The organism is Verticiella sediminum, assembly GCF_007558815.1.
Lineage (GTDB): Bacteria > Pseudomonadota > Gammaproteobacteria > Burkholderiales > Burkholderiaceae_B > Verticiella > Verticiella sediminum.
Genome location: NZ_VLTJ01000007.1, coordinates 145,151 through 167,287, shown reverse-complemented (window position 1 = coordinate 167,287; position 22,137 = coordinate 145,151). Strand labels below are relative to the sequence as shown.

The window sequence follows — 22,137 nt, the reverse complement described above, 5'->3', positions numbered from 1 at the left end:
GGCGGTGGAATCAGTGGCCGTCGTTGAGGATGCCGAGCTGGGCAAAAAGCTCGGCATGCCGCGCGGACTGGCTGGCGTAGCGCAGGCGGCTTGCCCGGATGATGGTTTCAAGTTCTTGCAGTGCTACGCTAAATTCTTGATTAATAATAACATATTCGAACTCTGGCGCATGCGCGAGTTCGCCGCCCGCGGCCACCAGCCGGCGCGCGATGACCTGCGGATCGTCCTGGCCGCGGCGGTGCAGGCGTTCTTCGAGCACCTCGATGGAAGGCGGCACGATGAAGACCCCCACGGCGCTCGGGAAGTGCTGCCGCACCTGGCGCGCGCCCTGCCAGTCGATTTCCAGGATGGCGTCGCGGCCTTCGCTCATCGCGGACTGTATCCAGCGCCGCGGGGTGCCGTAGTGGTTGCCGTGCACTTTGGCCCACTCGAGCAGTTCGCCGCTTTCCCGCATGGCCTCGAAGGCCTCGGGCGTCACGAAATGGTATTCGCGGCCATCCTGCTCGCCCGGACGCGGCGCGCGCGTGGTGCACGAGACCGACAGGTGGATGCTGGGATCGTTGCGCAGCAGCCCGGCCACCAGGCTGGACTTGCCGCCGCCGCTGGGCGCGGCGATGATGAAGAGATTGCCGGCGTGCGGCGCGTGGGCAAGGGTATCCATCCGCGTATTCTAGCGTGGCGGTATTATCCTACGGGTGCGACTCGATGCAGAAGTCGCGGTACGGAGACAGCATGGCATACACACCTTTCGATCTCACTGGCAAAGTGGCCCTGGTCACGGGCGGCAACGGCGGCATCGGCCTGGGCTTCGCCCGGGCCCTCGCGCAAGCGGGCGCCGACATCGCCATCTGGGGCACCAACGCAGGCAAGAACGCCGCGGCCGCGCGCGAAATCGAGGGCCTGGGCCGGCGCGCGCTGGCGCTCGAGTGCGACGTGGGCGACGAGGCGGCGGTGCAGCAGGCCTTTGCGCGCACCCTCGAGACCCTGGGCCGGGTCGACGGCTGCTTTGCCAACGCGGGTGTGAGCGGCCGCGGCGTCGGCTCGTTCCGCGACATGAGCTCCGAGGAATGGCATCGGGTGCTGCGCGTCAACCTGGACGGCGTGTTCTACACCTTTCGCGAGGCCGCGCGCCACATGGCGCAGCGCGAGGGCGGCGGCGTGCTGGTGGGCACGGCCTCGCTCGCGGCCATCGAAGGCGCGCCGCGCAACGAGCACTACGCCGCCACCAAGGGCGGACTGATTTCGATGGTGCGCGGCCTGGCCGTCGAGCATGCCCGCTTCGGCGTGCGCGCCCATGCCGTGCTGCCGGGCTGGATCGAGACCGACATGACCGCCCGCAAGACCGCCGACGACAAGTTCCGCGGCGCCGTGATGCCGCGCATTCCGATGCGGCGCTGGGGCACCGGCGACGATTTCGGCGGCATCGCCGTCTACCTCATGAGCGACGCCTCGCGCTATCACACTGGCGACACGTTCGTGATCGACGGCGGCTACGCGCTCTTCTGACCGAGCCGCGCGGCATCGTCCGCCGTGCTCCCGCAGTGCTCCTATTCCCACCCGAAGAAACATCATGTCCACGACGACCAACGACGCGCACGAACTCGTGCTGATCGAGCGCGACCCCGCGGGCTACGCGGTGCTCACCCTGAACCGCCCGGACGTGCTCAACGCACTGTCGCGGGCTCTGCGCCAACGTCTGGCCGAGGCATTCGAGGAACTCGCCGACGACGCATCGATCCGCGTGGCGATCCTCACCGGCGCCGGCCGCGGCTTCTGCGCCGGGCTGGATCTCAAGGAGCTCGCCGCCGCGGCCGCCGACGGCAGCGCGGCCAGCCATGAGCGCCCGCTCGACCCCGTCGCTGCGATCGGCCGTTTTCCGGGGCCTGTCATCTGTGCCGTCAACGGGGCGGCCATCACCGGGGGCTTCGAACTGGCCCTGGCGGGCGACGTCCTGCTCGCGTCGGAACAGGCGCGCTTTGCCGATACGCACGCACGGGTCGGCATCATGCCCGGCTGGGGGCTGTCGCAGAAGCTCAGTCGCCTGATCGGCGTCATGCGCGCCAAGGAACTCTCGCTGTCCGGCAATTTCCTGTCGGCCGCCCAGGCCGAAGCCTGGGGGCTCGTCAACCGGGTGGTGCCGGCCGACGAGCTGCTGCCGCAGGCGCGCCGGCTCGCGCTCGACATGCTCGAGGCCGATCCGGGCATGCTGCTCGCCATGAAGCGCCTGATCGACGACGGCTATGCGCTGCCGTTCGGCGAGGCGCTGGCCCTGGAACGCGAGCGCGGCGACGCCGCGCGCCGCTACGATGCGCCGGGCGTGCGCAACTGGCAGGATACGGTGCGCAACCGTGGCCGCGCCCAGGCCGGGGAGGCAACGTGAGCAGCCAGGTTTCCAACACCGGCGTCCAGACGCAGGACGCGCCCCTGTTCCTCGGCATGACGGCGCCCGGCATGGCGCCGGCCGAGTTGCGTCCCGCTGCGCTGGTCATCCTCGCGCGCGACGGCGAGCAGGGGCTCGAGGTCTTCATGCTCCAGCGCACGCGCGGGGCGGATTTCGTCCCGGGCGCCAACGTCTTCCCGGGCGGCGGCGTCGATGCCGACGACGGCTCCGCGCAGATCGCCGCGCTCAGCCCGGGGCTGGACGACGCCGCGGCCAGCCGCATCCTGGGCATCGCGCAGGGCGGTCTCGCGTTCTGGGCCGCGGCGGTGCGTGAGTGTTTCGAGGAAGCCGGTCTGCTGCTGGCCACCGACGCCAGCGGGGAGCTGGTCGATTTCTCGGCAGCCCAGGACGCCAGCCGCTACGCCGCCGTGCGCGGCGAGCTCAACGCGGGGCGCCAGGGTTTTGCCGCGATGCTGCGCGAGCATGGCCTCACGCTGGCGCTCGATCGCATGGCCTACTTCAGCCACTGGATCACGCCGATGGGGATGAAGCGGCGCTACGACACGCGCTTCTTCGTGGCGGCCGCGCCGGCGGGCCAGGTCGCGACGCACGACGAAGCCGAGACGGTCGACAGCGTATGGATTCGGCCGAGCGATGCGCTGGCCCTGAGCGATGAAGGCAAGTTCACGCTGGTCTACGCCACTCGCCAGACGCTGCAGCAACTGGCCGGCTTCGCCAGTGTGGCCGAGCTGATGGCCCACGCGTGCAGCACGCGCAGCATCGCCCCGTGCATGCCGCGCATCGCGAGCAGCCGCGACCAGCAGCGCCGGGTGGTCGGCCCGCAGGACGCGGCCTATGTGGAGATCGGCCTGCTCGATCCCGAGGGCCACGGCCGCGCCTGTTGCGAGATCGTGCCCGGCCGGCTGGTCGCGATGCGCCCGGGCCTGTGGCGCCTCACCGCCGCCAACCCGGGCTACATGACGGGCCCCGGCACCAACACCTATTTCATCGGCGACGCCGAGGGCATCACGGTGATCGACCCGGGCCCACTCGACGACGCGCACATCCAGGCCATCCTCGCGCTCGCGCCGGGGCCGATCACCCAGGTCCTGGTCACGCACACGCACTCCGACCATTCACCGGCCGCTGCGCCGATCAAGGCGGCCACCGGCGCCACCGTGCTCGGCCTGCCCGCGCCCGTGGCCACCCACGACCAGACCTTCGCGCCGGACCGGCTGCCCGTGCACGGCGAGCGCATCGAGACCCGGGCCGGCGTGCTGCGCGTGCTGCATACCCCCGGGCACGCCAGCAACCACCTCTGCTATCTGCATGAAGCCGAACGCATCCTGTTCACGGGCGATCACATCATGCAGGGCTCGACCGTCGTGATCAGCCCGCCGGACGGCGACATGAAGGCGTATCTGGACTCGCTCACGGCCCTGCTGGACGAGGAGATCACTTACCTGGCTCCGGCGCACGGCTACGTCATGGGTGAGCCGCGCGCCGTCGTCGGCGGGCTGATCGAGCACCGGCTGCGCCGCGAGGCGCTCATCCTGCGTTTTCTGCAGCGCGAGGGGCCGGCCGACGAAGAAGCCTTGCTGCCCAAGGTGTATTCGCACGTGGTGCCGCCGCTCAAGAAAGTGGCTGCGCGCTCGCTGCACGCCCACCTGCTCAAATTGCAGGCAGACGGCAAGGTCGCGCTGCAAGGCGGCCGCTGGGCGGCGCTATCGTCCGAATAGCCGGGTGTTCGCAGGGATGCTGTTCTGATTGCTGGGGATTACCCTAGGTTACTTTGTGTAACCCACAAGGGCGGCGCGCGGTGTCGCCCTTCGTGTATCGGTCCTCACAACGCAACATGGCAACCCACTCCCGTACTCGGCGCGGCACGCGCATCTCCACTCGCCTGTTCCTCGGTTTCGGCGTCGTCCTGTTGTTCACATTGCTGGTCTCGCTGGCCGGCATCTATGTGGCACGGGAAGTCCATCATGAGAATGTCCGGCTGCAGGTGGCCGGCGCCCTGAAGGACGGCGTGGTGGCAGCCTCCCAGGAGCAGATGGCGTATCGCGTGGATTTCGATCGCCAGCGCATCGCGCGCAACGAGGCGCTGCTCGCCACCCTGCAGGGCCAGGTCGAACAGGCGCGCGGGCTCTCCTGGGACGAGCAGAATGCGCGCGCGTTGGCGGGCCTGGACGCGATGATGCGCGACTATCGGGCGCGCCGGGACGAGATGGTGCAAAGCCGCGAGGCGCAGATGCGGGCGCGCGTGGGCTGGGACGAGCCGATCCGCGAGCTGCGCGAGGCCTATGCGTCCTTCTCGGCGGACATGGCCGCGGCGAGCGCGCCGGATTCGCATAGCTACGACCCCGCGATTGCCGAGCTCGCGCTGCTCGTCACGGAACTGGAATACCAGTTCGCCTACGCCATCTACGATATCCGGGGCCTGCTGATCGCGGGCGACCAGCCAGCGCAAGAGAGTGCGTTGTCCGCCCTGGACGGGCTGGCGCGCCGCACCGGGGCGATCGGCATGCAATTGCCGGACAGCTATCGCGTGCGCACCGAGGCCATCGTCAAGCAACTGGCGAATGTGCAGACGCAGGTCGCGGCGTACCTGCCCGCCGTGCAGCAGGAGCGCGCTGCCAGCGTCCGCATGAACCAGATCGCCGAAGGGCTAGTGGACGCGGCCGACGGGCTGATGGACGAGGCGCTGGCGAGCATGCAGGCCAGCAGCGAGAGCGCGCTCTACCTGATCGGCGGCTCGGCGATGGCGGCCCTGCTGGTCGGCCTGGCGTTCGCGTTCGGCATTTCGCGCGGCATCACCCGGCCCCTGCGCGAGTCGGTGGCTGTGGCCACCCGCATCGCCGGGGGTGATCTCACAGTGTCGGTGCCGGTGCGCCGCAACGACGAGATCGGCCATTTGATGCAGGCGATGGACACCATGAAGCGTTTCCTGACCACGACCGTCGCATCGGTGCGCGAGGGCGTCGGGCAGATCAACGGCGGCGCGCGCGAGATCGCCTCCGGCAATGCTGATCTGTCCGCGCGTTCCGGGCAGCAGGCCGCCGCGCTGGAGCAGACGGCAGCCAGCATGGAGCAGCTTTCCTCCACCGTGAAGAGCAATGCCGAGAACGCACGCCGGGCGAGCCGGATCGCCCACGACGCTTCGGGGGTGGCCACGCAGGGCGGCGAATCCGTCGGCCGCCTGGTGGGCACCATGGACGGCATTTCGTCCAGCTCGCGGGAGATCGCCGAGATCATCAGCGTGATCGAAAGCATCGCCTTCCAGACCAACATTCTTGCGCTCAACGCCGCGGTCGAGGCCGCGCGCGCCGGGGAGCAGGGCAAGGGCTTCGCCGTGGTGGCCAGCGAGGTGCGCGCGCTGGCCCAGCGCAGCGCCACGGCGGCCAAGGACATCCGCGATCTGATCGGTGAATCGGTGCGCCGGGTCGCCGCCGGCACCGGCGAGGTGCGCGACGCGGCCAAGACCATGCAGGACATCGTGGTCGCCGTCGAGCAGGCCACCACGATCATGCAGGAGATCGCGGCCGCCTCCGAGGAGCAGGCGAGCGGCATCGAGCAGGTCAACCGCGCCATCGGCCAGATGGACGACAGCACCCAGCAGAACGCGGCCCTGGTCGAGGAGGCCGCCGCGGCATCCGCCTCGCTCGAGGCCCAGGCCGCCCGTCTGGCGCAGGCCGTGGCTGTCTTCAAGCTGCAGATGAACGAAACCGCTGCGCTCGCCTCGCCGCCGGCCAGGACCGCAAGTGCGGCGGCGGCGACGGCCCGGGCTCGTCGCGCGCCCGCGGCCCGGGCCGCGGCGCCGGCTGCGCAGGCGGCCGCCAAGCCGACGCCCGCCCAGCCCGTCCGCCCGCTGCTGGGCACCGCGGCGAGCGCGCAAGCCGGCTTCGGCGCGCCGAGCGCGGGACGCCGGGCGGCGCCCGCCTATGCGAAGGCGGCCGACGACGATTGGACGACCTTCTGAACCCAGTCTTTCGGCGTGAGTCGCTTCCGACTGAAGGCGGGAGCTTCCTCGCCACTCCATGGGGGCGCCTTCGGCGCCAGGATGGATTTGCCCCGCCAGACCTCGCCGTGAACGGCGAGGCTTGCGCTTTGGCCCGTGGTCAATCGCTCGACAGCGGCGTGGGCCACCAGTCCGGCAGCAGGGCGCGCACCCCGGGCTGCCGGTAGCGCTCGTCCAGCAGGTGGATCACTCCGGCATCGGCCGGGGTGCGGATCACCCGGCCGGCCGCCTGTATCACCTTGCGCAGCCCGGGATACAGATAGGCGTAGGCATAGCCATCGCCGAATGCGGTGTGCAGTCGGGCACGCAGCGCTTCGTTGCTGGGGTTGACCTGCGGCAGTCCGAGGGTGGCGATGAACGCGCCCACCAGGCGCGTGCCCGGCAGGTCGATGCCTTCGCCGAATGCGCCGCCGAGCACGGCGAAACCGATGCCCTGGCCCTCGGGCGTATAGCGGGCGAGAAAGGCGTCGCGGCCGGCCTCGTCCAGGCTGGGCGGCTGGCGCCAGCAGGGAATTTCCGGGTGGGCGAGCGTGAACTGCGTGCAGACCTGATCCAGATAGGCGTAGCTGCTGAAGAAGGCCAGGTAGTTGCCCGGCCTGTCGGCGAACTGCCGCGCGATGGCCCCGACGATGGGGGGTACCGACGCAGCACGGTCGCCATAGCGCGTGGACAGGCGATGCGGCACCCGTACCTGGAGCTGCTCGGCGCGAAAGGGCGACGCCAGTTCCAGCCGGCGCGCCTGGGCCGGCAGGCCGAGCATGTCGGCGTAGTAGTGCGCCGGCCCGAACGTGCCCGAGAACAGCAGGCAGCAGTGCAGCGCAGCCCAGCGCGGCGCCAGAAAGGGCGCCGGCACGAGGTTGCGCAGCGTGATCCGCAGGGCCCGGGCGCCGTTCGGGGCGCCGAGCTCGACGATCGAGTGAGTGCCGTAGCGCTCGGCCAGGCGCAGAAAGTGCAGCAGTTCGAAGTAGTAGTCGAGCAGTGCCGGGTCGGCGGCGGCGTCGCTGCGGGCGAGATGCTCGGCGAGGGCGCTCGCCGCGCGCCGGTGCGCATCGACGAATCGCTCCGGCAGCTCGTCGAGCACGCGATACGTGCCCGTAGCCTCGCGCGCCAGGTTGCCCCAGGCGCGCGCAAGACCGCGCCAGGTGGCGCCCAGCGCCGGATGGGCCCGGCGCGCGGCGGTCAGGCTGGCGCGCGCCAGATGCGCCGAGTGCATGTCGCGCACGCGCTCGACGAGGTTGTGCGCTTCGTCCACCAGCACGGCGCAGCGCCACCCCTCGGCGGCGGCGAGCGGAGCGAGCCAGGCTGCCGGATCGAAGGCATGGTGATAGTCGCCGATCACCACGTCGGCCCAGGGCACCATGGCCTGGGCGAGAAAATACGGGCATACGGCATGGCGCGCGGCGATGCGCTCGCTGGCGGCCTTGTCCAGCCAACCGGCCTGGGCCGCTTCGATGCGGGCCGCCGGCAGGCGGTCGTAGAAGCCTCTGGCGCGCGGGCATTGTTCGCCGGTGCAGGCGGCGCCGGGGTGCACGCAGGCCTTGCTGCGGGCGACCAGCTCGACCACGCGGACCATGGGCGCCGCGACCGGCCCGGCGAGGGCGGCGAGCGCATCCAGCGCCAGGGCGCGGCCGGTGGTGCGCGCGGTCAGGTAGAACACCTTGTCCAGGCCCGCCTCGGGCATGGCGCGCAGCACGGGAAACAGCGTGCCCAGCGTCTTGCCCGTGCCGGTGGGCGCCTCGATCGACAGGCAGCCGCCGTCGCGCGCGGTGCGGAAGGCGGCGATGGCCATGCGCCGCTGCTCGCCGCGAAACTGCGCGTGCGGAAAGCGCAGTTGGGCCAGGCCCGCGTCCCGGCGGCGCCGGTGGCCGGCCTCGGCCCGCGCCCAGTCAGCGTACGCCGCACAGGCTTGCTCGAAGCCGGCGCGCAGCGCCTGGGCGTCGTGGCTTTCGCTGAGTACCGTCTCGGTCTCGCTGCCCAGGTCGAAATACACCAGGCGCAGTTCGATGCGGGCCAGGCCGCGCGCCTGGCACAGCAGCCAGCCGTAGATGCGCGCCTGCGCCCAGTGCACTGCGCGCTGGCTGGAGGGCATGCGCGCAAGATCGCCGCGGTGCGTCTTGATTTCCTCCAGGGCGTTGGCGGGGGCATCGTAGCCGTCCGCGCGTCCGCGCACACGCACACCGGCATGCTCACCCTGCAGGAAGACCTCGCGTTCGTAGCCGGCGCTGCGCCGGGCGGCCACGGTCGCGTGCCCGGCCAGGCCCTGCTGGGCCGAGGGCGACATGGCGAAGCGCAGATCGATGTCGCCCGTGCGCACGAACTCGCAGAGCGTGCGCACGCCGACGCAATGGGGCGGATCGGGAAGAGGGGACGCGGGCAGGGCAGGCATGGCGTACTGGATGGATATCCAGATTGTATGCCGAGCGCCCGACGAGCGCTGCAACCATGGACGCGACGCGAGCCGCCCGTACGCCCGCCGGGCGCTCAGCCCTCGAGGGTCTCGTGCACGTTGCTTGCGCCCTGCTTCCAGTAGGCCGAGGCGCGCAGGTTGGCCTTGTCGACGCCGAAGCGCTCGACCACCAGGGCGCGCAGTGCCTTGGCCTGCGCCGCTTCGGCGGCGATCCAGACATAGCCCGCGCCCGGCGGCAGGCTCAGCGCGGCGATCGCGTCGTCGAGCGAGCGCGCCTGCGAGCCCTGCCGATGCACCCAGTGCACGGCCGTGCGGGCCGGCGAATCGAGCGCGATCTCGTCGTGCACGTCGTCGATCGCGACGACCGCGATGGCCCGGGTTTCGGCAGGCAGCTCGCGCAGGCGGCGCCCGATCGCCGGCAGCGCCGTTTCGTCGCCGATCAGCAGATGCCAGGGATAGTCCGCGGGAATGATGAAGGAGCCGCGCGGCCCGCCCACGCCCAGGTACTGGCCGACCTCGGCCTGGGCGGCCCAGGTCGTGGCCGGCCCTTCGCCGTGCAGCACGAAATCGATGTCGAGTTCGCGTGCCCGGGTGTCCACCCGCTGCGGGGTGTAGTCGCGGGCCGGCGGGCGCGGGACATCGTCGGCAAAGACGATGCCATCCGGCGTGGCGGTCGGCAGCGCGGGCCGGCTCTGGCCAGGCAGCGGGAAGAACAGCTTGACGTGATCGTCGAACGAAGCCGAGACGAAATCGGCCAGATCGTCGCCGGTAAAGGTGATGCGCCGGATGCGCGGCGCGATGTCGTTCACGCGGAGCACGCGCACCAGGCGGAATTTCAGGGGATGGCGCACGCGCTGCACGCGGCGTTCGGTGGTGGGTAGCGTCATGGGGATTCTTGCAGGGGGTCGTTGAGAACGGCGGGAGCCGGACTGACAGCGGGAATGCGCGCCAGCTCGGCGCTGGCGCGGCGCAGGATGGCGGCGATCTTGCGTTGTTGCGCCGGCGTGGCCTGGGCGTGGCGCAGCAGGGCCCGGCGCAGTGTCTGGCGCGCGAGGACGTAATCGGGTAGAAAGCCAGAAGCCAGGTCTTCGCCGTCGGCGCCGATGTCGAACGGCTCGCCGCGCGCCTCGTGCTTGAGCCAGGCCATCTTGCGCGAAGCATGCTCGAGCTGGGCGAAGAGCAGCTCGGCGCGCTCGCGCTCGGCGGCGAGATGGGCGCGGCCGGCGTCGGTGATGCGGTAATTCTTGCGGCCCTGGCCCGCATCCACGTCCACCCAGCCCAGCCGGTGCATGGCGGCCAGCGCCGGGTACATGACGCCTGGGCTGGGATGGTAGAAGCCATGGCTCAGGGTGGCGAGCTGGCGGGTGAGGGCATAGCCGTGGGTCGAGCCTTGCGCAAGCAGGGTGAGCAGCATGAGCTGCACGTCCTGGGCGGGGAACTTGCGACCCCGGACCAGGGACTGGTCGCTGAAGACGGTCATGGCGCGCTGTACCGGAGTGCGAAATCGGAAGACGGATGCATGAACTGGTAAATAAGAATTATTCCATATATCGTACGATAATATCGTCGACGCTGCAAAGGGGCCTGCGGGCCGGGCCGGTGAGCCCGCACGCTGATCTGGATCAACCGCCCACCGGATGGGGGGCACGATAATGTTGCAACGCGAAAGAGATATACCAGCCGTGGCGGGAACTGTCCCGACACCCGGCACTCCCTCCCTGTTGGAGCCGGTGTGCCGGCGGGTGGCGCCCGCGCGCACTGGCCCATAGCCCCATCCTGAACAGGAGTCATGCCCATGAAATCGTCCCTGCCCCCGGTCGCGCTCTATCAGGCCAATATCGACCTGACACGCGAGCTCGTCGACGCCTGCCGGCAAAACGGAGAGGATTGGCTGCAGCTCACGCAGCGCATGCTGAGCGGCTCGCTGTCGGAGCCGGCGCGCGAAGCGGACGCGCTCGCCCACGCGCCGGACCCATCCGCCTTTGCCGCGGTGGCCGCGACCGGCGCTTGCCAGCAGTGGGACAGGGCGTGCGCCGACGTGCAGACCCTGATGGAGATGTCGATGGCCAACCAGACCGCCTTCGCGGCCGCCGTCGGGCGCGCCGTGGGCGAATGGCAGCGGCAGGTGTCGGCCGTCGTCGGCGCGGCCGTGGTGGACGGCTCTGTGGCCGAGGCCCCGCCGCCGCGCGCGTCGCGCACGGCCTCGCGCAAGGTCGACTCGTGAAAACAGGCCTGCCGGCCGGTCTGTCCGCCGAGGTGTTTCGGGGCAAGGTCTTCGACGAGCTGGCCGTGGGCGAGAGCGCCGAGCTGCGGCGCACGCTCACGCCCGCGGACATCCAGCTCTTTGTGGCGATCGCCGGCCAGACGCAGCCGGCCGGGAACACGCCGGACGCCGGCCACTATGCGGCCCTGGCACACGGCATGTGGGCCGCGGCGCTCGTTGCCGCGCTGCTTGGCACGCGGCTGCCGGGCCCGGGCACCGTCTACGAAGCCCAGGCACTGGATTTTCTCGGCCCGCTGGCGGTCGGGGATACGTTGACCGTGCGCGTGGCCGTGCTCGGCCGGGATGCGGCCAGCCGGACGGTGCGCCTGTCGTGCACGGCCACCAACCAGCATGGCCAGGCGGTGCTGCGCGGCGAAGCCCGTGTGCGGCCGCCCGGGCAGCCGGTCGAGCTGGCGCGGGCCGATCTGCCGGCGCTGGATGCGCCGGGCAGCGCCGGCCTGCAGGATCTGCTCGCGCGGGCGCGCCGCTACGCGCCGGTGCGCACCGCGGTGGTCCATCCCTGCGACGCCTTGAGCCTGTCCGCCGCCTTCCAGGCCCGGCAGGCGGGGTTGATCGATCCGGTGCTGGTGGGGCCGGCCGCACGCATCGGCCAGGTGGCGCGCGAGGCCGGGCTGTCCCTGGACGACATGGCGCTCGACGACGTTCCGCACAGCCATGCGGCGGCCGCACGGGCGGCCGAGCTCGCGGGCCAGGGCAGGGTGGGGGCGATCATGAAGGGCAGCCTGCACACCGACGAGCTGATGGCCGCCATCCTGGCGACGACTGCGGGCCTGCGCACCGAGCGGCGGGTAAGCCACTGTTTTCTCATGCACACGCCGGCCTATCCGCGTCCGTTCATCATCACCGACGCCGCCATCAACATTGCGCCCGGCCTGCACGAGAAGGCCGATATCGTGCGCAATGCCATCACCCTGGCCCAGGCGATCGGCGTGGCGCGGCCGCGGGTGGCCATTCTCGCCGCGGTCGAGACGGTCAACCCCGCCATGCCGGCCACGCTCGACGCCGCGGCCCTGTGCAAAATGGCCGACCGCGGCCAGATCACCGGCGCGGTGCTCGACGGCCCGCTCGCCTTCGACAATGCCGTGTCCGCGGCGGCGGCGCGCGTCAAGGGCATCGTGTCCGAGGTCGCTGGCCAGGCCGACATTCTGGTCGTACCCGACCTGGAAAGCGGCAACATGCTGGCCAAGCAGCTCGAATACCTGGGCGGCGCCGCGAGCGCGGGCGTCGTGCTCGGTGCCCGCATACCGATCATGCTCACCAGCCGCGCCGATCCCGCCGCATCGCGATTGGCGTCGTGCGCGCTTGCCGTGCTGCTGGCCCAGGCCGCGCAGGCGCCCGCGGCTTGACGACTTTGGAGGCGACATGCCCACGGACGATGCCATCCTGGTGCTGAACTGCGGTTCGTCGAGCATCAAGTTCGCTGTGTTCGCGCCCGCGCAGGGCGCGGTGCCGCGCGAGCCGGCCTGGAAGGGCCAGGTCAAGGGCATCGGCGGGGCCGCGCCCGTGTTCGAGGAAAGCGGGTGCGAGCCGCGCGCGCTGGCCCCGGGCGCGGCGGGCAGCGAGCGGCACGATGCGCTAGCCTGCATCCGCGAACGCGTGCTGGACAGGCTCGAGGGCCGCGGCCTGGCGGCGGTGGCGCACCGGGTGGTGCATGGCGGGAGCCGCTACTTCGAGCCGGTGCGCGTCGAATCGGGCGTGCTCGCCGATCTCAGGTCCTACATTCCGCTGGCGCCGCTGCACCAGCCCTTCGCGCTGGAAGCCATCGAGGTGCTGTTGAGCGCGCGGCCCGATCTGCCGCAGGTGGCTTGCTTCGACACCGGCTTTCACCACACCCTGCCGCGGGTGGAGCAGATGCTGCCGCTCGACCGCGCGGCCTACGATCGCGGGCTGCGGCGCTACGGCTTTCACGGCCTGTCTTACCAGTATCTCGCGACCGTGCTGCCCGAACGCCTGGGCGACGCGGCGCACGGGCGCATCGTCTGCGCGCACCTGGGCAGCGGCGCCAGCCTGTGCGCGCTGCAGGGCTTGCGCAGCGTGGCGACGACCATGGGCTTCTCCGCGCTGGACGGTCTCATGATGGGCACGCGCTGCGGCTCGCTGGACCCGGGTGCGGTGCTTTATCTCATGGAGATCGAGAAGCTCAGCCTGGAAGACGTCGCGCACGTGCTGTATCACGAGTCCGGCCTGCTGGGCATGTCCGGGGTGTCAGCCGACGTGAGCCAGCTTCTCTCTCTGGAGGCCGAAACCGGCGAGCAAGGCGAGCACGTGCGCGAAGCGCTCGCTCTCTACGTGCGGCGCATTGTGCGCGAGATCGGCAGCCTCGCCGCGGCCCTGGGCGGGCTGGACGGCCTGGTCTTCACCGCCGGGGTCGGCGAGCATGCCGCGCCGATCCGCCAGCGCGTGTGCGAAGGCCTGGCCTTTCTGGGCGTGCGACTGGACGGCGCGGCGAATGCGGCGCAGGCAGCGCGCATCAGCGCGCCCGACAGCACGGTCAGCGTGCTGGTCGAACCCACCAACGAGGAATGGGTCGCGGCCAGCCAGGCCGTGGCGATGCTGTCGGCCTGAGCGCCGGCGCCCGTGGCCGCGCCGGACAGCGGTTGCCACTATGCTTGCACGATGGCCCGTGCAGCCTTCCCGCCCGGGCAACCGCAATCCGACACGGAGACAATACATGCGTGACTTCGAACAACCCGGCCGCTCGCTCGTCATGGCCCGCAACGGCATGGCCGCCACCTCGCAGCCGGCCGCCACTCTGGCCGCGATCCAGGTGCTCGAGCGCGGCGGCAATGCCATGGACGCCGCCATCGCGGCCTGCGCCGTGCAGTGCGTGCTCGAGCCCGGCTCCACCGGCGTGGGCGGCGACTGCTTCGCGCTGTACGCGCCCAAGGGCGACACTGGCCGGCTCGTCGCCTACGACGGCGGCGGCTGGGCGCCCGCCGGGGCGAGCCTCGCCGCACTGCGCGAACTCGGCGTCACCCACATCGAACGCCAATCGCCACACGCCGTCACCGTGCCCGGCGCGGTCGACGCCTGGGCGCGGCTGGCCGGCGATCACGGCAGCCTCGCGCTGGCCGAGCTGCTCGCTCCGGCCATCCGCCTGGCCGACGAGGGCTACGCCGTAGCGCCGCGCTGCGCCTTCGACTGGGCGGCGCAGGCCGCGCTGCTGCGCAACAACGCGGGCGCCCGCGAACTGATGCTGGACGCCGAGGGCAACGCGCCCAGCGCCGGCTCGGTGCATCGCCAGCCGCGCCTGGCCGAGACCCTGCGCCACATCGCCGCCCACGGCCGCGACGGTTTCTATCGGGGCCGCGTGGCCGAGGACATCGTCGGCACGCTGCGCGGTCTGGGCGGGCTGCATACGCTGGAGGATTTCGCCGACTACGCGGGCGAATACGTGGCCCCGGTGAAAACGGGGTTTCGCGGCTACGAGGTGCACGAGTGCCCGCCGCCGGGGCAGGGCGCCGTCGCGCTGCTGATCCTGAAAATTCTGGAGCGCTTCGAGGCCGACGGCGAGCCGCTGGGCGCCGATCGCCTGCACATCGAGATCGAGGCCTGCCGCCTGGCGTATGGCATACGCGACGCCTGGCTGGCCGATCCGCGCCATGGCCCGGTCGATCTGGACTGGCTGCTCTCGGAGCAACGGGTCGACACGCTCGTCGGGCAGATCGACCTGGCCCGCGCGATGCCGAAGGTGCCGCACTACGCGCCGCTCGAGCACAAAGACACGGTCTACATCTGCGTGGTCGACAAGGAGCGCAATTGCGCGAGCTTCATCAACTCGATCTTCACCCCGTTCGGCGCGGGCATCATGACCGCGCGCACGGGCGTGATGCTGCACAACCGGGCCCAGTGCTTTTCGCTGGCGCCAGGGCACGCCAACGCCATCGCGCCCCGCAAGCGTCCGCTGCACACCATCATCCCGGGCATGCTGAGCCGCGATGGCCGCGCCGTCATGAGCTTCGGCGTCATGGGCGGACACTACCAGGCGATGGGGCACGCGCACTTCGTCTCCAAAGTGGTGGACTACGGCATGGACATGCAGAGCGCCAACGCCATGCCGCGCGTGTTCCCGCGTCCAGGGCAGGGGGATGTCGAGCTGGAGCACACCGTACCGGCCGCGGCGTGCGCCGAGCTCGAGCGCCGGGGCTTCAAGCTGGCGCGTCCCGCCGCGGCGATCGGCGGCGCGCAATCCATCTGGATCGACTGGGAGCAGGGCGTCCTGCTGGGCGCCTCGGATCATCGCAAGGACGGCTGCGCGCTGGGCTGCTGAGACCCGGCGCTGTTCGCCTCCTGACACCGGGCGACGCGCCGGCGGCGGTTCAGGCCTGGCGGGCGTCGGCCGGTGCGGCCGGCGGTCGGCCCGCTTCGGCGGCCTCGCCTTCCGCGGGCGGCGTGAAGCGCGTCACCAGCACCTGGTCGATGCGATAGCTGTCCACGTCCATGACCTCGAACTTGTAGCCGCCCCAGGTCACGGAATCCGTGCGCCTGGGCACGCGGCGCAGCATCACCATGAGAAAGCCGGCCAGCGTCTCGTATTCGTCTTCGTGCAGCAGTGTGTCGATCTCGAGCACGCGCTGCACATCCTGGATCGGCGTGATCCCATCGATGAGCCAGGAGTTCTCGTCCCGGCGCACGATCATGTCGTCGTCCCGGTCGTGCACCAGGCCGCCCATGACCGTGCTCATCACATCGTTCAGCGTGATGAGGCCGACCACCAGACTGTATTCGTTGACGATGATGGCGAAGTCCTGCCCCACCAGGCGGAACTGGTCCAGTACCTCGGCCAGCGTCAGCCGATCGGGCAGGACCAGGGCCTTGCGCACCAGGTCGTTGTCGCGCAGGTGGATCGGTCTGCCGTTGAGCACGCGCTGAAACAGGTCGCGCGCCTCCACGTAGCCGATGACGTGGTCGATGTCCTTCTCGCACACCGGATAGGCGGCGTAGGGCTCCTTGGCGATGCGCGCGCGGATGACTTCGTCCGGGTCGTCGATCAGGAAATAGGCGATGTGCTCGCGCGCGGTCATCGAGCTGGGTACCGTGCGGGTGTCCAGTTCGAAGACGTTCTCGATGACCTGCTGCTCCCGGCGCTCGAGCGCCCCGGAAAGCGCGCCCGCCTCGGTAAGCGCCAGGATGTCGTCGGAAGTGATCGTCTCGTCGCGCTGCTGCGGCAGCTTGAACAGCGCCATCAGCAGATCGGTGAGCTTTGCGTACAGCCACACCACCGGTTTGAGCACCGTCATCAGGAACAGCATGGGGCCGATGATGCGCACTGCGACTTTCTCCGGCACCGCCATGCTCACACGCTTGGGCGCCAGGTCCGAGCCCAGGATGAACAGGCTGGTCACCAGCAGGAAGGCCGCCAGAAAGCCCGCGGTGCCCGCTGCCGCCTCGCTCATCCAGAGCGCAAAGAAGGGCGTGAAATAGGGGCTCAGCAGGCCCTCGCCGACGATCCCGCCCAGTACCCCGAGTGCGTTCACGCCGATCTGGATCACCGTGAAGTAGTGGCCCGGCTGCTCCTGTACCCGCATGACCCGTTCGGCCCGGCCATCGCCCTGTTCGGCGAGCTGGCGCAGGCGCAGCCTGCGCGAGGCCGCCATGGCGATTTCGGCAATGGAAAAGAAGGCGCCCGCGGCGACGAGCAGGGCGAGCAGGAACAGACTTTGGCCTAGGGTCATGGAGGGCACGGCAAGGCGCGCCGACCGGGCCGGTTGCGGCGGTTGACGTCGCTTTCCGTGTGGAGGATGACGGGATGGTCATTTTACGGGAGGCGCCCGGGGGCCGGCCTCGTTCACCTCGCGGCCTGCCGCTTTTTCGTCTTCTTTCGCCAGGAGCCGCGGCCAACGTGGGCACGTTTTCGCAGAACGAAACACTTAGCGAAAACCGTCCTGCACAGCGGAACATCGCACGGCTTCGGCTGCTGCGCACTCGGGCGCGCACTTCCTATCATGGGCTGTCGGTGCGCCATGCATCGACATCACGATATTCAGGAGACCTGCCCATGTTCAAGTACGACAGCACCCGTCGCCGTGTTCTTGCCCTCGGTGCTGCCGCCGCGGCTTTCGCCGCATGGCCGCTGGCCCACGCCAGCAACTATCCCGAGCGACCGATCCGCTTCATCGTGCCCTTCAATCCGGGCGGCGGCACCGACATCTCGGCGCGCATCGTCGCCGAGAAGCTCTCCGGGCGCCTGGGGCAGCCCATCATCATCGAGAACCGCGGCGGCGCCGCGGGCCTGATGGGCACCGCAGCGGGCGCCAACGCCGATCCGGATGGCTATACCTTCGTCTTCTCGCTGAGCACGTCGCTGCTCATCAACCAGTTCCTGTTCGAGAAGATGCCCTACGACCCGCAGAAGGACCTGGTCATGGTGAGCCAGATCGCGACCGCGCCGGTCGTGCTCGCCGTGCATCCCTCGGTGCCGGTGAACACCGGGCCGGAGCTGATCGCGTACATCCGCCAGAACCAGGGCAAGCTCTCGTACGGCTCCTGGGGCGTGGGCTCGTACGCCCACCTGGGCGGCGCCTACATGAGCGAAGTCACCAAGGCCGACATGTCGCACGTGCCGTACAAGGGCGAGGCCGCCATGCTGCAGGACATGCTGGGCGGGCTGGTGCCGATGGCGTTCGCCAGCGCCATGGGCGTCAAGCCCCACGCCGACACCGGCCGCCTCAAGATCATCGGCACCACCGGCAGGACGCGCATGGCGGTGCTGCCGGACACGCCCACCTTGTATGAACAAGGGCTGCAGGACGACGCCTACAGCATCGTCGGCTGGGTCGGTCTGGCCGCACCGGCCAAGACCCCGCCCGAGATCGTGCAGCGCGTTTCGCAGGAAGTCGCCGCGGTGCTGGCGGTCGACGAAGTACGCGAGCGCTTTGCCACCATGGGCTTCACCGCGCTGGGCAATACGCCCGAGCAGTTCGCCGCCAACTATCAGCAGGATCTGCCGGTGTGGCAGGCGCTGGTGCAGGTGTCGGGGGCGCGGCTGGATTGACCGCGGCCACCCGGTAGCTGTCGACGGGCGGGGGGCTAGCGGTGGCGACCGGCCTTCGTCGCCGAAGCCGGGGCGCCCGCACCGCCTGCCGCTGTCAGCGGCAGCTCCGAGAGCACACGCCGGGCGTTGGCGGCGCAGGTCATGTCCTGCGGCTTGGCCTCGATCTGCGCCACCAGTTCGAGCAGGTGCGCCCTGCTTTGCGCGAGTTGTGCCTGCAGGGCCTCGATGTCGAACACCTTCCGGCGCAGCGTGTCGACCAGGGTGCCATGCTCCCATTGCGCGAGATCGCTGGGCAGCAGCACGCGCAGCTCGTCCAGGCTGAAGCCCAGGCGCTGCCCGGCAGTGATCAGTCTGAGTGTCAAAGCCGCATCGTCGGGGTAGCTACGGTAGCCGTTGGCTTGGCGCTCGACCGCCTTGAGCAGGCCGATGCGTTCATAGAAACGGATGCGGGACGGTGCCAGACCCGTGCGCTGCGCGAGTTCTCCGATTTTCATGTTCACGATGCTCCGATGAGATGCACAGTTTGACATTGAACCTGACTTCAAGGTTAATCTCTCGGCGCATATGCGAGGTGCAACGTCATGAAGGCGAACGGAATGCAGACGGTCTTGGGAGCGAATGGTCAGATCGCCACGGAACTGGCGCGCGAGCTGCGACGCAGCTACACGAGCGAGGTGAGGCTGGTGAGCCGCAACCCGCGCAAGGTCAACGAGACCGACTGCCTGGTGTCCGCCGACCTGCTCGATGCGAGGCAGACCCTTTATGCGGTCAGGGGCAGCCGCGTCGTCTACTTCACGGCCGGTCTGCCGCCGGATACCGAGCTGTGGGAAAAGCAGTTTCCTGTGATGCTCGGGAACGCCCTGAACGCATGCCGGGCGGAGGGCGCCAGCTTCGCCTATTTCGACAACACGTATATGTATCCGCAGGACGACCGGCTCCAGACGGAGGAGATGCCGTTCGCGCCGGTCGGCCGCAAGGGCAAGGTGCGCGCGGCAATGGCGTCGATGGTGCTCGAAGAGATGGCGCGCGGCGATATTCCGGTCCTCATCGGCCGCGCGCCCGAGTTCTACGGCCCGGGCAAGACCCAGAGCTTCACGAATGCACTGGTCATCGACAGGCTCAAGGATGGCAAGAAGCCGCGCGTGCCGGTGCGCGACGACACACGGCGAACGCTCATCTGGACGCCCGACGCGAGCCACGCACTGGCGGTCCTGGGCAACACGCCTGACGCGTTCGGGCAGACCTGGCACCTGCCGTGCTGCGACGACCGGCCGACGTACAAGGAGTTCGTCGCCATGGCCAGCGAGGCCTTTGGAAGAGAGGCCTCTTATGGCGTCATCGGCAAATGGACCTTGTCAGCCGCCGGCCTCTTCTCCAGGCAAGTGCGCGAGATCAGGGAACTGCTGCCCCGGTACGAGCACGACAACCTCTTTGATTCCACGAAGTTCAAGCGGCGGTTTCCGGACTTCGAGCTGACCACCTACCGGCGCGGACTCGAACTGATTCGCCGGGGCATCGTCGCCAGCTAAGCGGAGCAGTGCGCGGCGCGCCACGGGGATGAAGGCCGGGTCGTGCCGCGACGCGGGCCCTATCGACGAGCGCGGGCGATGGGAGAAAGTGGATCTCGCGCCAGCATCTCGATGACCAGCGCAATGAACCACTGGTGCAGTGCCGAGGTCTCGTACCGTTCATGCCAGACCAGTTCGACGGTGCGCGCAGGCGCCGCAACCGGCGGCGCAACGCGCTTGAGGCCTGTCGTGCGCACCGTCTCGAGGCCCTCGGACCAGGGCAGCACCGCGATCAGGTCGGATCGGCGCACGGCCTCGTAGGCCGCCGAGTAGTGACTCACCGTCGCGACCAGGTTGCGTTGCAAGCCACGGCTTTGCAGTACCCGGTCGTAGATGGCGCCCGCATGGCCCGCGAGGCTCACGTCCAGATGACGTGCATTCAGAAATCGCTTCAGCGGAATCCTGTCCAGCTTCGCAAGGGGGTGTCCGCTGCGCATGAAGCAGGGAAACTCCACCGTCCACAGCCGGCGTGATCGCATGAAGCCCGGCCTTTCCACGTCGTCGTTGTAGGCTCCGATGGCGAAATCCGCTCTGTTGTTGTCCAACGACTGTCCGAAGTCCACCACCGTCCCGGGAAGGGCATGCAATCGCATCCCCGGCGCGAGCTTGCCCAGACGCTCCAGCAGCCGGGGACCGGCGATGCATGCCACGTAGTCGGTCATCGAAATCGTCACGCGTGCGTCGCTGTGCAACGCGTCGAAGCTCTCCCCCTCGAGCGTGCCTCGGATGGTGCGCAGGGAGCGCGATAGCGGCGACCACAACTCCAAGGCGCGCCGGGTCGGGCGCACGCCTGCGCCGCTGCGCACGAACAGCGGGTCGTCGTAGGTCTCGCGCAGCCGCTTCAGCGCGTTGCTGACCGTGGGCTGGGTCAGCGAGAGCTTGTGCGCGGTGCGAGTGACATTGCCCTCGATCATCAGGGCTTCGAACACCTTCAGCAGGTTGAGATCGGCGTTGCGGTAGTTCATGGATGCGGGTGCTGGAACCATTCACGCAGTCGATGGAGTGAATTCAGTATATAAATTTTTCAATATCTTTCTTTGATCCTACTCTGGCGAGCTTGGATGGTCATCGCCCATCCTCTCACTCCCAAGAAATGGAGACAGCCTCGCCATGACCATGATCTCGGCCCGCGTCGAGCGGCTTCCGTTTTCCGGCTTCCATCGCAAAATGTTGCTTGCCGGCGGCCTGGGCTACACCTTCGATGCGATGGACGGCGCGGTCCTCGCCTTCGTCATACCGGTACTGCGCACGACCTGGAACCTGTCCACCGCGGAACTCGGCATGATGGTCAGCGCGGCCTTCGTCGGCGCCATCGTCGGCGCGTTCTCAGCCGGCACGCTGGGCGACCTGATCGGCCGGCGCAAGGTGATGATGTCCGCGCTGGTCCTGTATTGCCTGGCCTCGGCCGCCAGCGCGATGGTCAACGACTGGCACGCCTTCGTGGCACTGCGCATCGTGGCCGGCATTGGCGCCGGCGCCGAGAGCGTGATCATCGCGCCCTATCTCTCCGAGTTCGTCGCCCGCCGCTACCGCGGCATCTTCACCGGGGCGCTGGCGGGCTTCTTCTCGTTCGGCTTCGTGCTCGCGGCGCTGCTGGGCTACTTCATCGTGCCAACGTCCCCCGACGGCTGGCGCTACGTCATCCTCATCACGGCCGCGCCAGTCGTGATCCTGCTGTGGTGGCGCCGCACCCTGCCCGAATCGCCGCGCTGGCTCGAGAGCCAGGGTCGCGCCGCTGAGGCCGAGGCCACCTTGACCGTGATGGAAGCTTCAGCCATGCAGCGCGGCGCCGCATTGCCCGCGCTGGACCCGGAGGAAGTCGCCTCGCAGACGCCGAGTGCCGAGCGCGGCTCGCCGCTGAAGAACTACGCCACGCTGCTCTCGCGCAAGCTCAGGCGCATCACCCTCATGACCTGGGCGCTGTGGATGTCGCAAGCCTTCAGCTACTACGCTTTCTTCACCTGGATTCCGAGCCTGCTGGTGCAAAACGGCATGTCGCTGACCAGGAGCTTCGGCTTCTCCATCGTGATGTACGTCGCGCAGATCCCGGGCTACTTCTCTGCCGCCTGGCTCAACGAGGTCATCGGCCGCAAGGCGGTCATCGTCTCCTACATGCTGCTGGGCGGCGTGTCCGCCATCACCATGGGCCTCGCCACAGGCGAGACCCAGATCATGTTTGCGGGGATGGCACTGTCCTTCTTCATGAATGGCGCCTACGCCGGCATTTATGCCTACACGCCGGAGGTGTTCCCGACCCAGGTGCGCGCCACCGGCACCGGCATGGCTTCCGGCATGAGCCGCTTCGGCGGAGCCATCGCTCCCCTCATGGTGGGCCTCGTCTATCCCGCTGCCGGCTTTGCCGGCGTGTTCAGCATGACGACGGCCGTGCTGCTGTTCGGTGGGCTCGCCGTGCTGATCTTCGGCGTTTCCACCAAGAACCGGTCGCTCGAAGCCATCTCGGCGCAAGAGATGGCTCACTGAGCACA

The 22,137-nt window shown here is 69.4% G+C and carries 18 protein-coding genes; 11 read left to right on the top strand and 7 right to left on the bottom strand.

Annotated features, from left to right (window positions below; all coding sequences use genetic code 11):
• Positions 1-10: 10 nt before the first annotated feature.
• Positions 11-661: a guanylate kinase gene (gene gmk / locus FOZ76_RS04110; RefSeq protein ID WP_143946861.1), complete on the bottom strand. Its 651-nt coding sequence runs from the start codon at positions 659-661 to the stop codon at positions 11-13.
• Between the two features lie 71 nt (positions 662-732).
• Here gmk and FOZ76_RS04105 point away from each other — a divergent pair, with 71 nt between their 5' ends.
• The 4 genes from FOZ76_RS04105 to FOZ76_RS28135 all read left to right on the top strand — a co-directional run bounded on the left by FOZ76_RS04105 (position 733) and on the right by FOZ76_RS28135 (position 6,359).
• A complete protein-coding gene (locus FOZ76_RS04105; RefSeq protein WP_143946860.1) occupies positions 733-1,506 on the top strand; it encodes an SDR family NAD(P)-dependent oxidoreductase in 774 nt (257 codons plus the stop codon).
• Between the two features lie 64 nt (positions 1,507-1,570).
• Positions 1,571-2,380, top strand: coding sequence for an enoyl-CoA hydratase (locus FOZ76_RS04100; RefSeq protein ID WP_143946859.1), 810 nt, complete (start codon positions 1,571-1,573; stop codon positions 2,378-2,380).
• Complete coding sequence (locus FOZ76_RS04095; protein ID WP_342781860.1) at positions 2,377-4,119, top strand: MBL fold metallo-hydrolase; 1,743 nt, start codon at positions 2,377-2,379, stop codon at positions 4,117-4,119. Before FOZ76_RS04100 ends, FOZ76_RS04095 begins: the two co-directional genes overlap by 4 nt.
• Before the next feature lie 116 nt (positions 4,120-4,235).
• Positions 4,236-6,359: a methyl-accepting chemotaxis protein gene (locus FOZ76_RS28135; RefSeq protein WP_281282930.1), complete on the top strand. Its 2,124-nt coding sequence runs from the start codon at positions 4,236-4,238 to the stop codon at positions 6,357-6,359.
• A 139-nt stretch (positions 6,360-6,498) separates the two neighbouring features.
• Here the strand turns inward: FOZ76_RS28135 and FOZ76_RS04085 are convergent, their stop codons facing one another.
• From FOZ76_RS04085 to FOZ76_RS04075, 3 genes are all read right to left on the bottom strand, one after another.
• The gene (locus tag FOZ76_RS04085; RefSeq protein WP_143946858.1) at positions 6,499-8,784 is read right to left on the bottom strand and encodes a helicase C-terminal domain-containing protein; all 2,286 of its coding nucleotides are present in this window, start codon (positions 8,782-8,784) and stop codon (positions 6,499-6,501) included.
• A 95-nt stretch (positions 8,785-8,879) separates the two neighbouring features.
• Positions 8,880-9,692: a siderophore-interacting protein gene (locus FOZ76_RS04080; protein WP_143946857.1), complete on the bottom strand. Its 813-nt coding sequence runs from the start codon at positions 9,690-9,692 to the stop codon at positions 8,880-8,882.
• On the bottom strand, positions 9,689-10,285 hold the full coding sequence (locus FOZ76_RS04075; protein WP_143946856.1) for a PadR family transcriptional regulator: 597 nt from the start codon (positions 10,283-10,285) through the stop codon (positions 9,689-9,691). Before FOZ76_RS04075 ends, FOZ76_RS04080 begins: the two co-directional genes overlap by 4 nt.
• 315 nt (positions 10,286-10,600) lie before the next feature.
• Here FOZ76_RS04075 and FOZ76_RS04070 point away from each other — a divergent pair, with 315 nt between their 5' ends.
• The 4 genes from FOZ76_RS04070 to FOZ76_RS04055 all read left to right on the top strand — a co-directional run bounded on the left by FOZ76_RS04070 (position 10,601) and on the right by FOZ76_RS04055 (position 15,359).
• Positions 10,601-11,029: a phasin family protein gene (locus tag FOZ76_RS04070; protein WP_170235286.1), complete on the top strand. Its 429-nt coding sequence runs from the start codon at positions 10,601-10,603 to the stop codon at positions 11,027-11,029.
• Positions 11,026-12,435 (top strand): bifunctional enoyl-CoA hydratase/phosphate acetyltransferase, encoded by a 1,410-nt coding sequence (locus FOZ76_RS04065; protein ID WP_246129280.1) that lies wholly within the window; start codon positions 11,026-11,028, stop codon positions 12,433-12,435. Before FOZ76_RS04070 ends, FOZ76_RS04065 begins: the two co-directional genes overlap by 4 nt.
• Positions 12,436-12,451: 16 nt before the next feature.
• Positions 12,452-13,654 (top strand): acetate/propionate family kinase, encoded by a 1,203-nt coding sequence (locus FOZ76_RS04060; protein WP_143946853.1) that lies wholly within the window; start codon positions 12,452-12,454, stop codon positions 13,652-13,654.
• Between the two features lie 106 nt (positions 13,655-13,760).
• The gene (locus FOZ76_RS04055) at positions 13,761-15,359 is read left to right on the top strand and encodes a gamma-glutamyltransferase family protein (protein ID WP_143946852.1); all 1,599 of its coding nucleotides are present in this window, start codon (positions 13,761-13,763) and stop codon (positions 15,357-15,359) included.
• A gap of 49 nt (positions 15,360-15,408) precedes the next feature.
• On the opposite strand, the gene paeA is transcribed toward FOZ76_RS04055, so the two are convergent.
• Positions 15,409-16,764, bottom strand: a complete 1,356-nt coding sequence (gene paeA, locus FOZ76_RS04050; protein ID WP_143946851.1) for a polyamine export protein PaeA — start codon at positions 16,762-16,764, stop codon at positions 15,409-15,411.
• Between the two features lie 323 nt (positions 16,765-17,087).
• On the opposite strand from paeA, the gene FOZ76_RS04045 reads away from it, so the two are divergent.
• On the top strand, positions 17,088-18,083 hold the full coding sequence (locus tag FOZ76_RS04045) for a Bug family tripartite tricarboxylate transporter substrate binding protein (protein WP_143946850.1): 996 nt from the start codon (positions 17,088-17,090) through the stop codon (positions 18,081-18,083).
• Between the two features lie 35 nt (positions 18,084-18,118).
• Here the strand turns inward: FOZ76_RS04045 and FOZ76_RS04040 are convergent, their stop codons facing one another.
• Positions 18,119-18,577 carry a MerR family transcriptional regulator gene (locus FOZ76_RS04040; RefSeq protein ID WP_143946849.1) on the bottom strand — a complete coding sequence of 153 codons (459 nt, stop codon included), beginning with the start codon at positions 18,575-18,577 and terminating at the stop codon, positions 18,119-18,121.
• 102 nt (positions 18,578-18,679) lie between these two features.
• Between FOZ76_RS04040 and FOZ76_RS04035 the strand changes: the two genes are divergently transcribed.
• Complete coding sequence (locus FOZ76_RS04035) at positions 18,680-19,612, top strand: SDR family oxidoreductase (RefSeq protein WP_143947058.1); 933 nt, start codon at positions 18,680-18,682, stop codon at positions 19,610-19,612.
• Between the two features lie 59 nt (positions 19,613-19,671).
• On the opposite strand, the gene FOZ76_RS04030 is transcribed toward FOZ76_RS04035, so the two are convergent.
• A complete protein-coding gene (locus FOZ76_RS04030) occupies positions 19,672-20,616 on the bottom strand; it encodes a LysR family transcriptional regulator (RefSeq protein ID WP_143946848.1) in 945 nt (314 codons plus the stop codon).
• Between the two features lie 145 nt (positions 20,617-20,761).
• Here FOZ76_RS04030 and FOZ76_RS04025 point away from each other — a divergent pair, with 145 nt between their 5' ends.
• Positions 20,762-22,132 (top strand): MFS transporter, encoded by a 1,371-nt coding sequence (locus FOZ76_RS04025; RefSeq protein WP_143946847.1) that lies wholly within the window; start codon positions 20,762-20,764, stop codon positions 22,130-22,132.
• Positions 22,133-22,137: the final 5 nt, after the last annotated feature.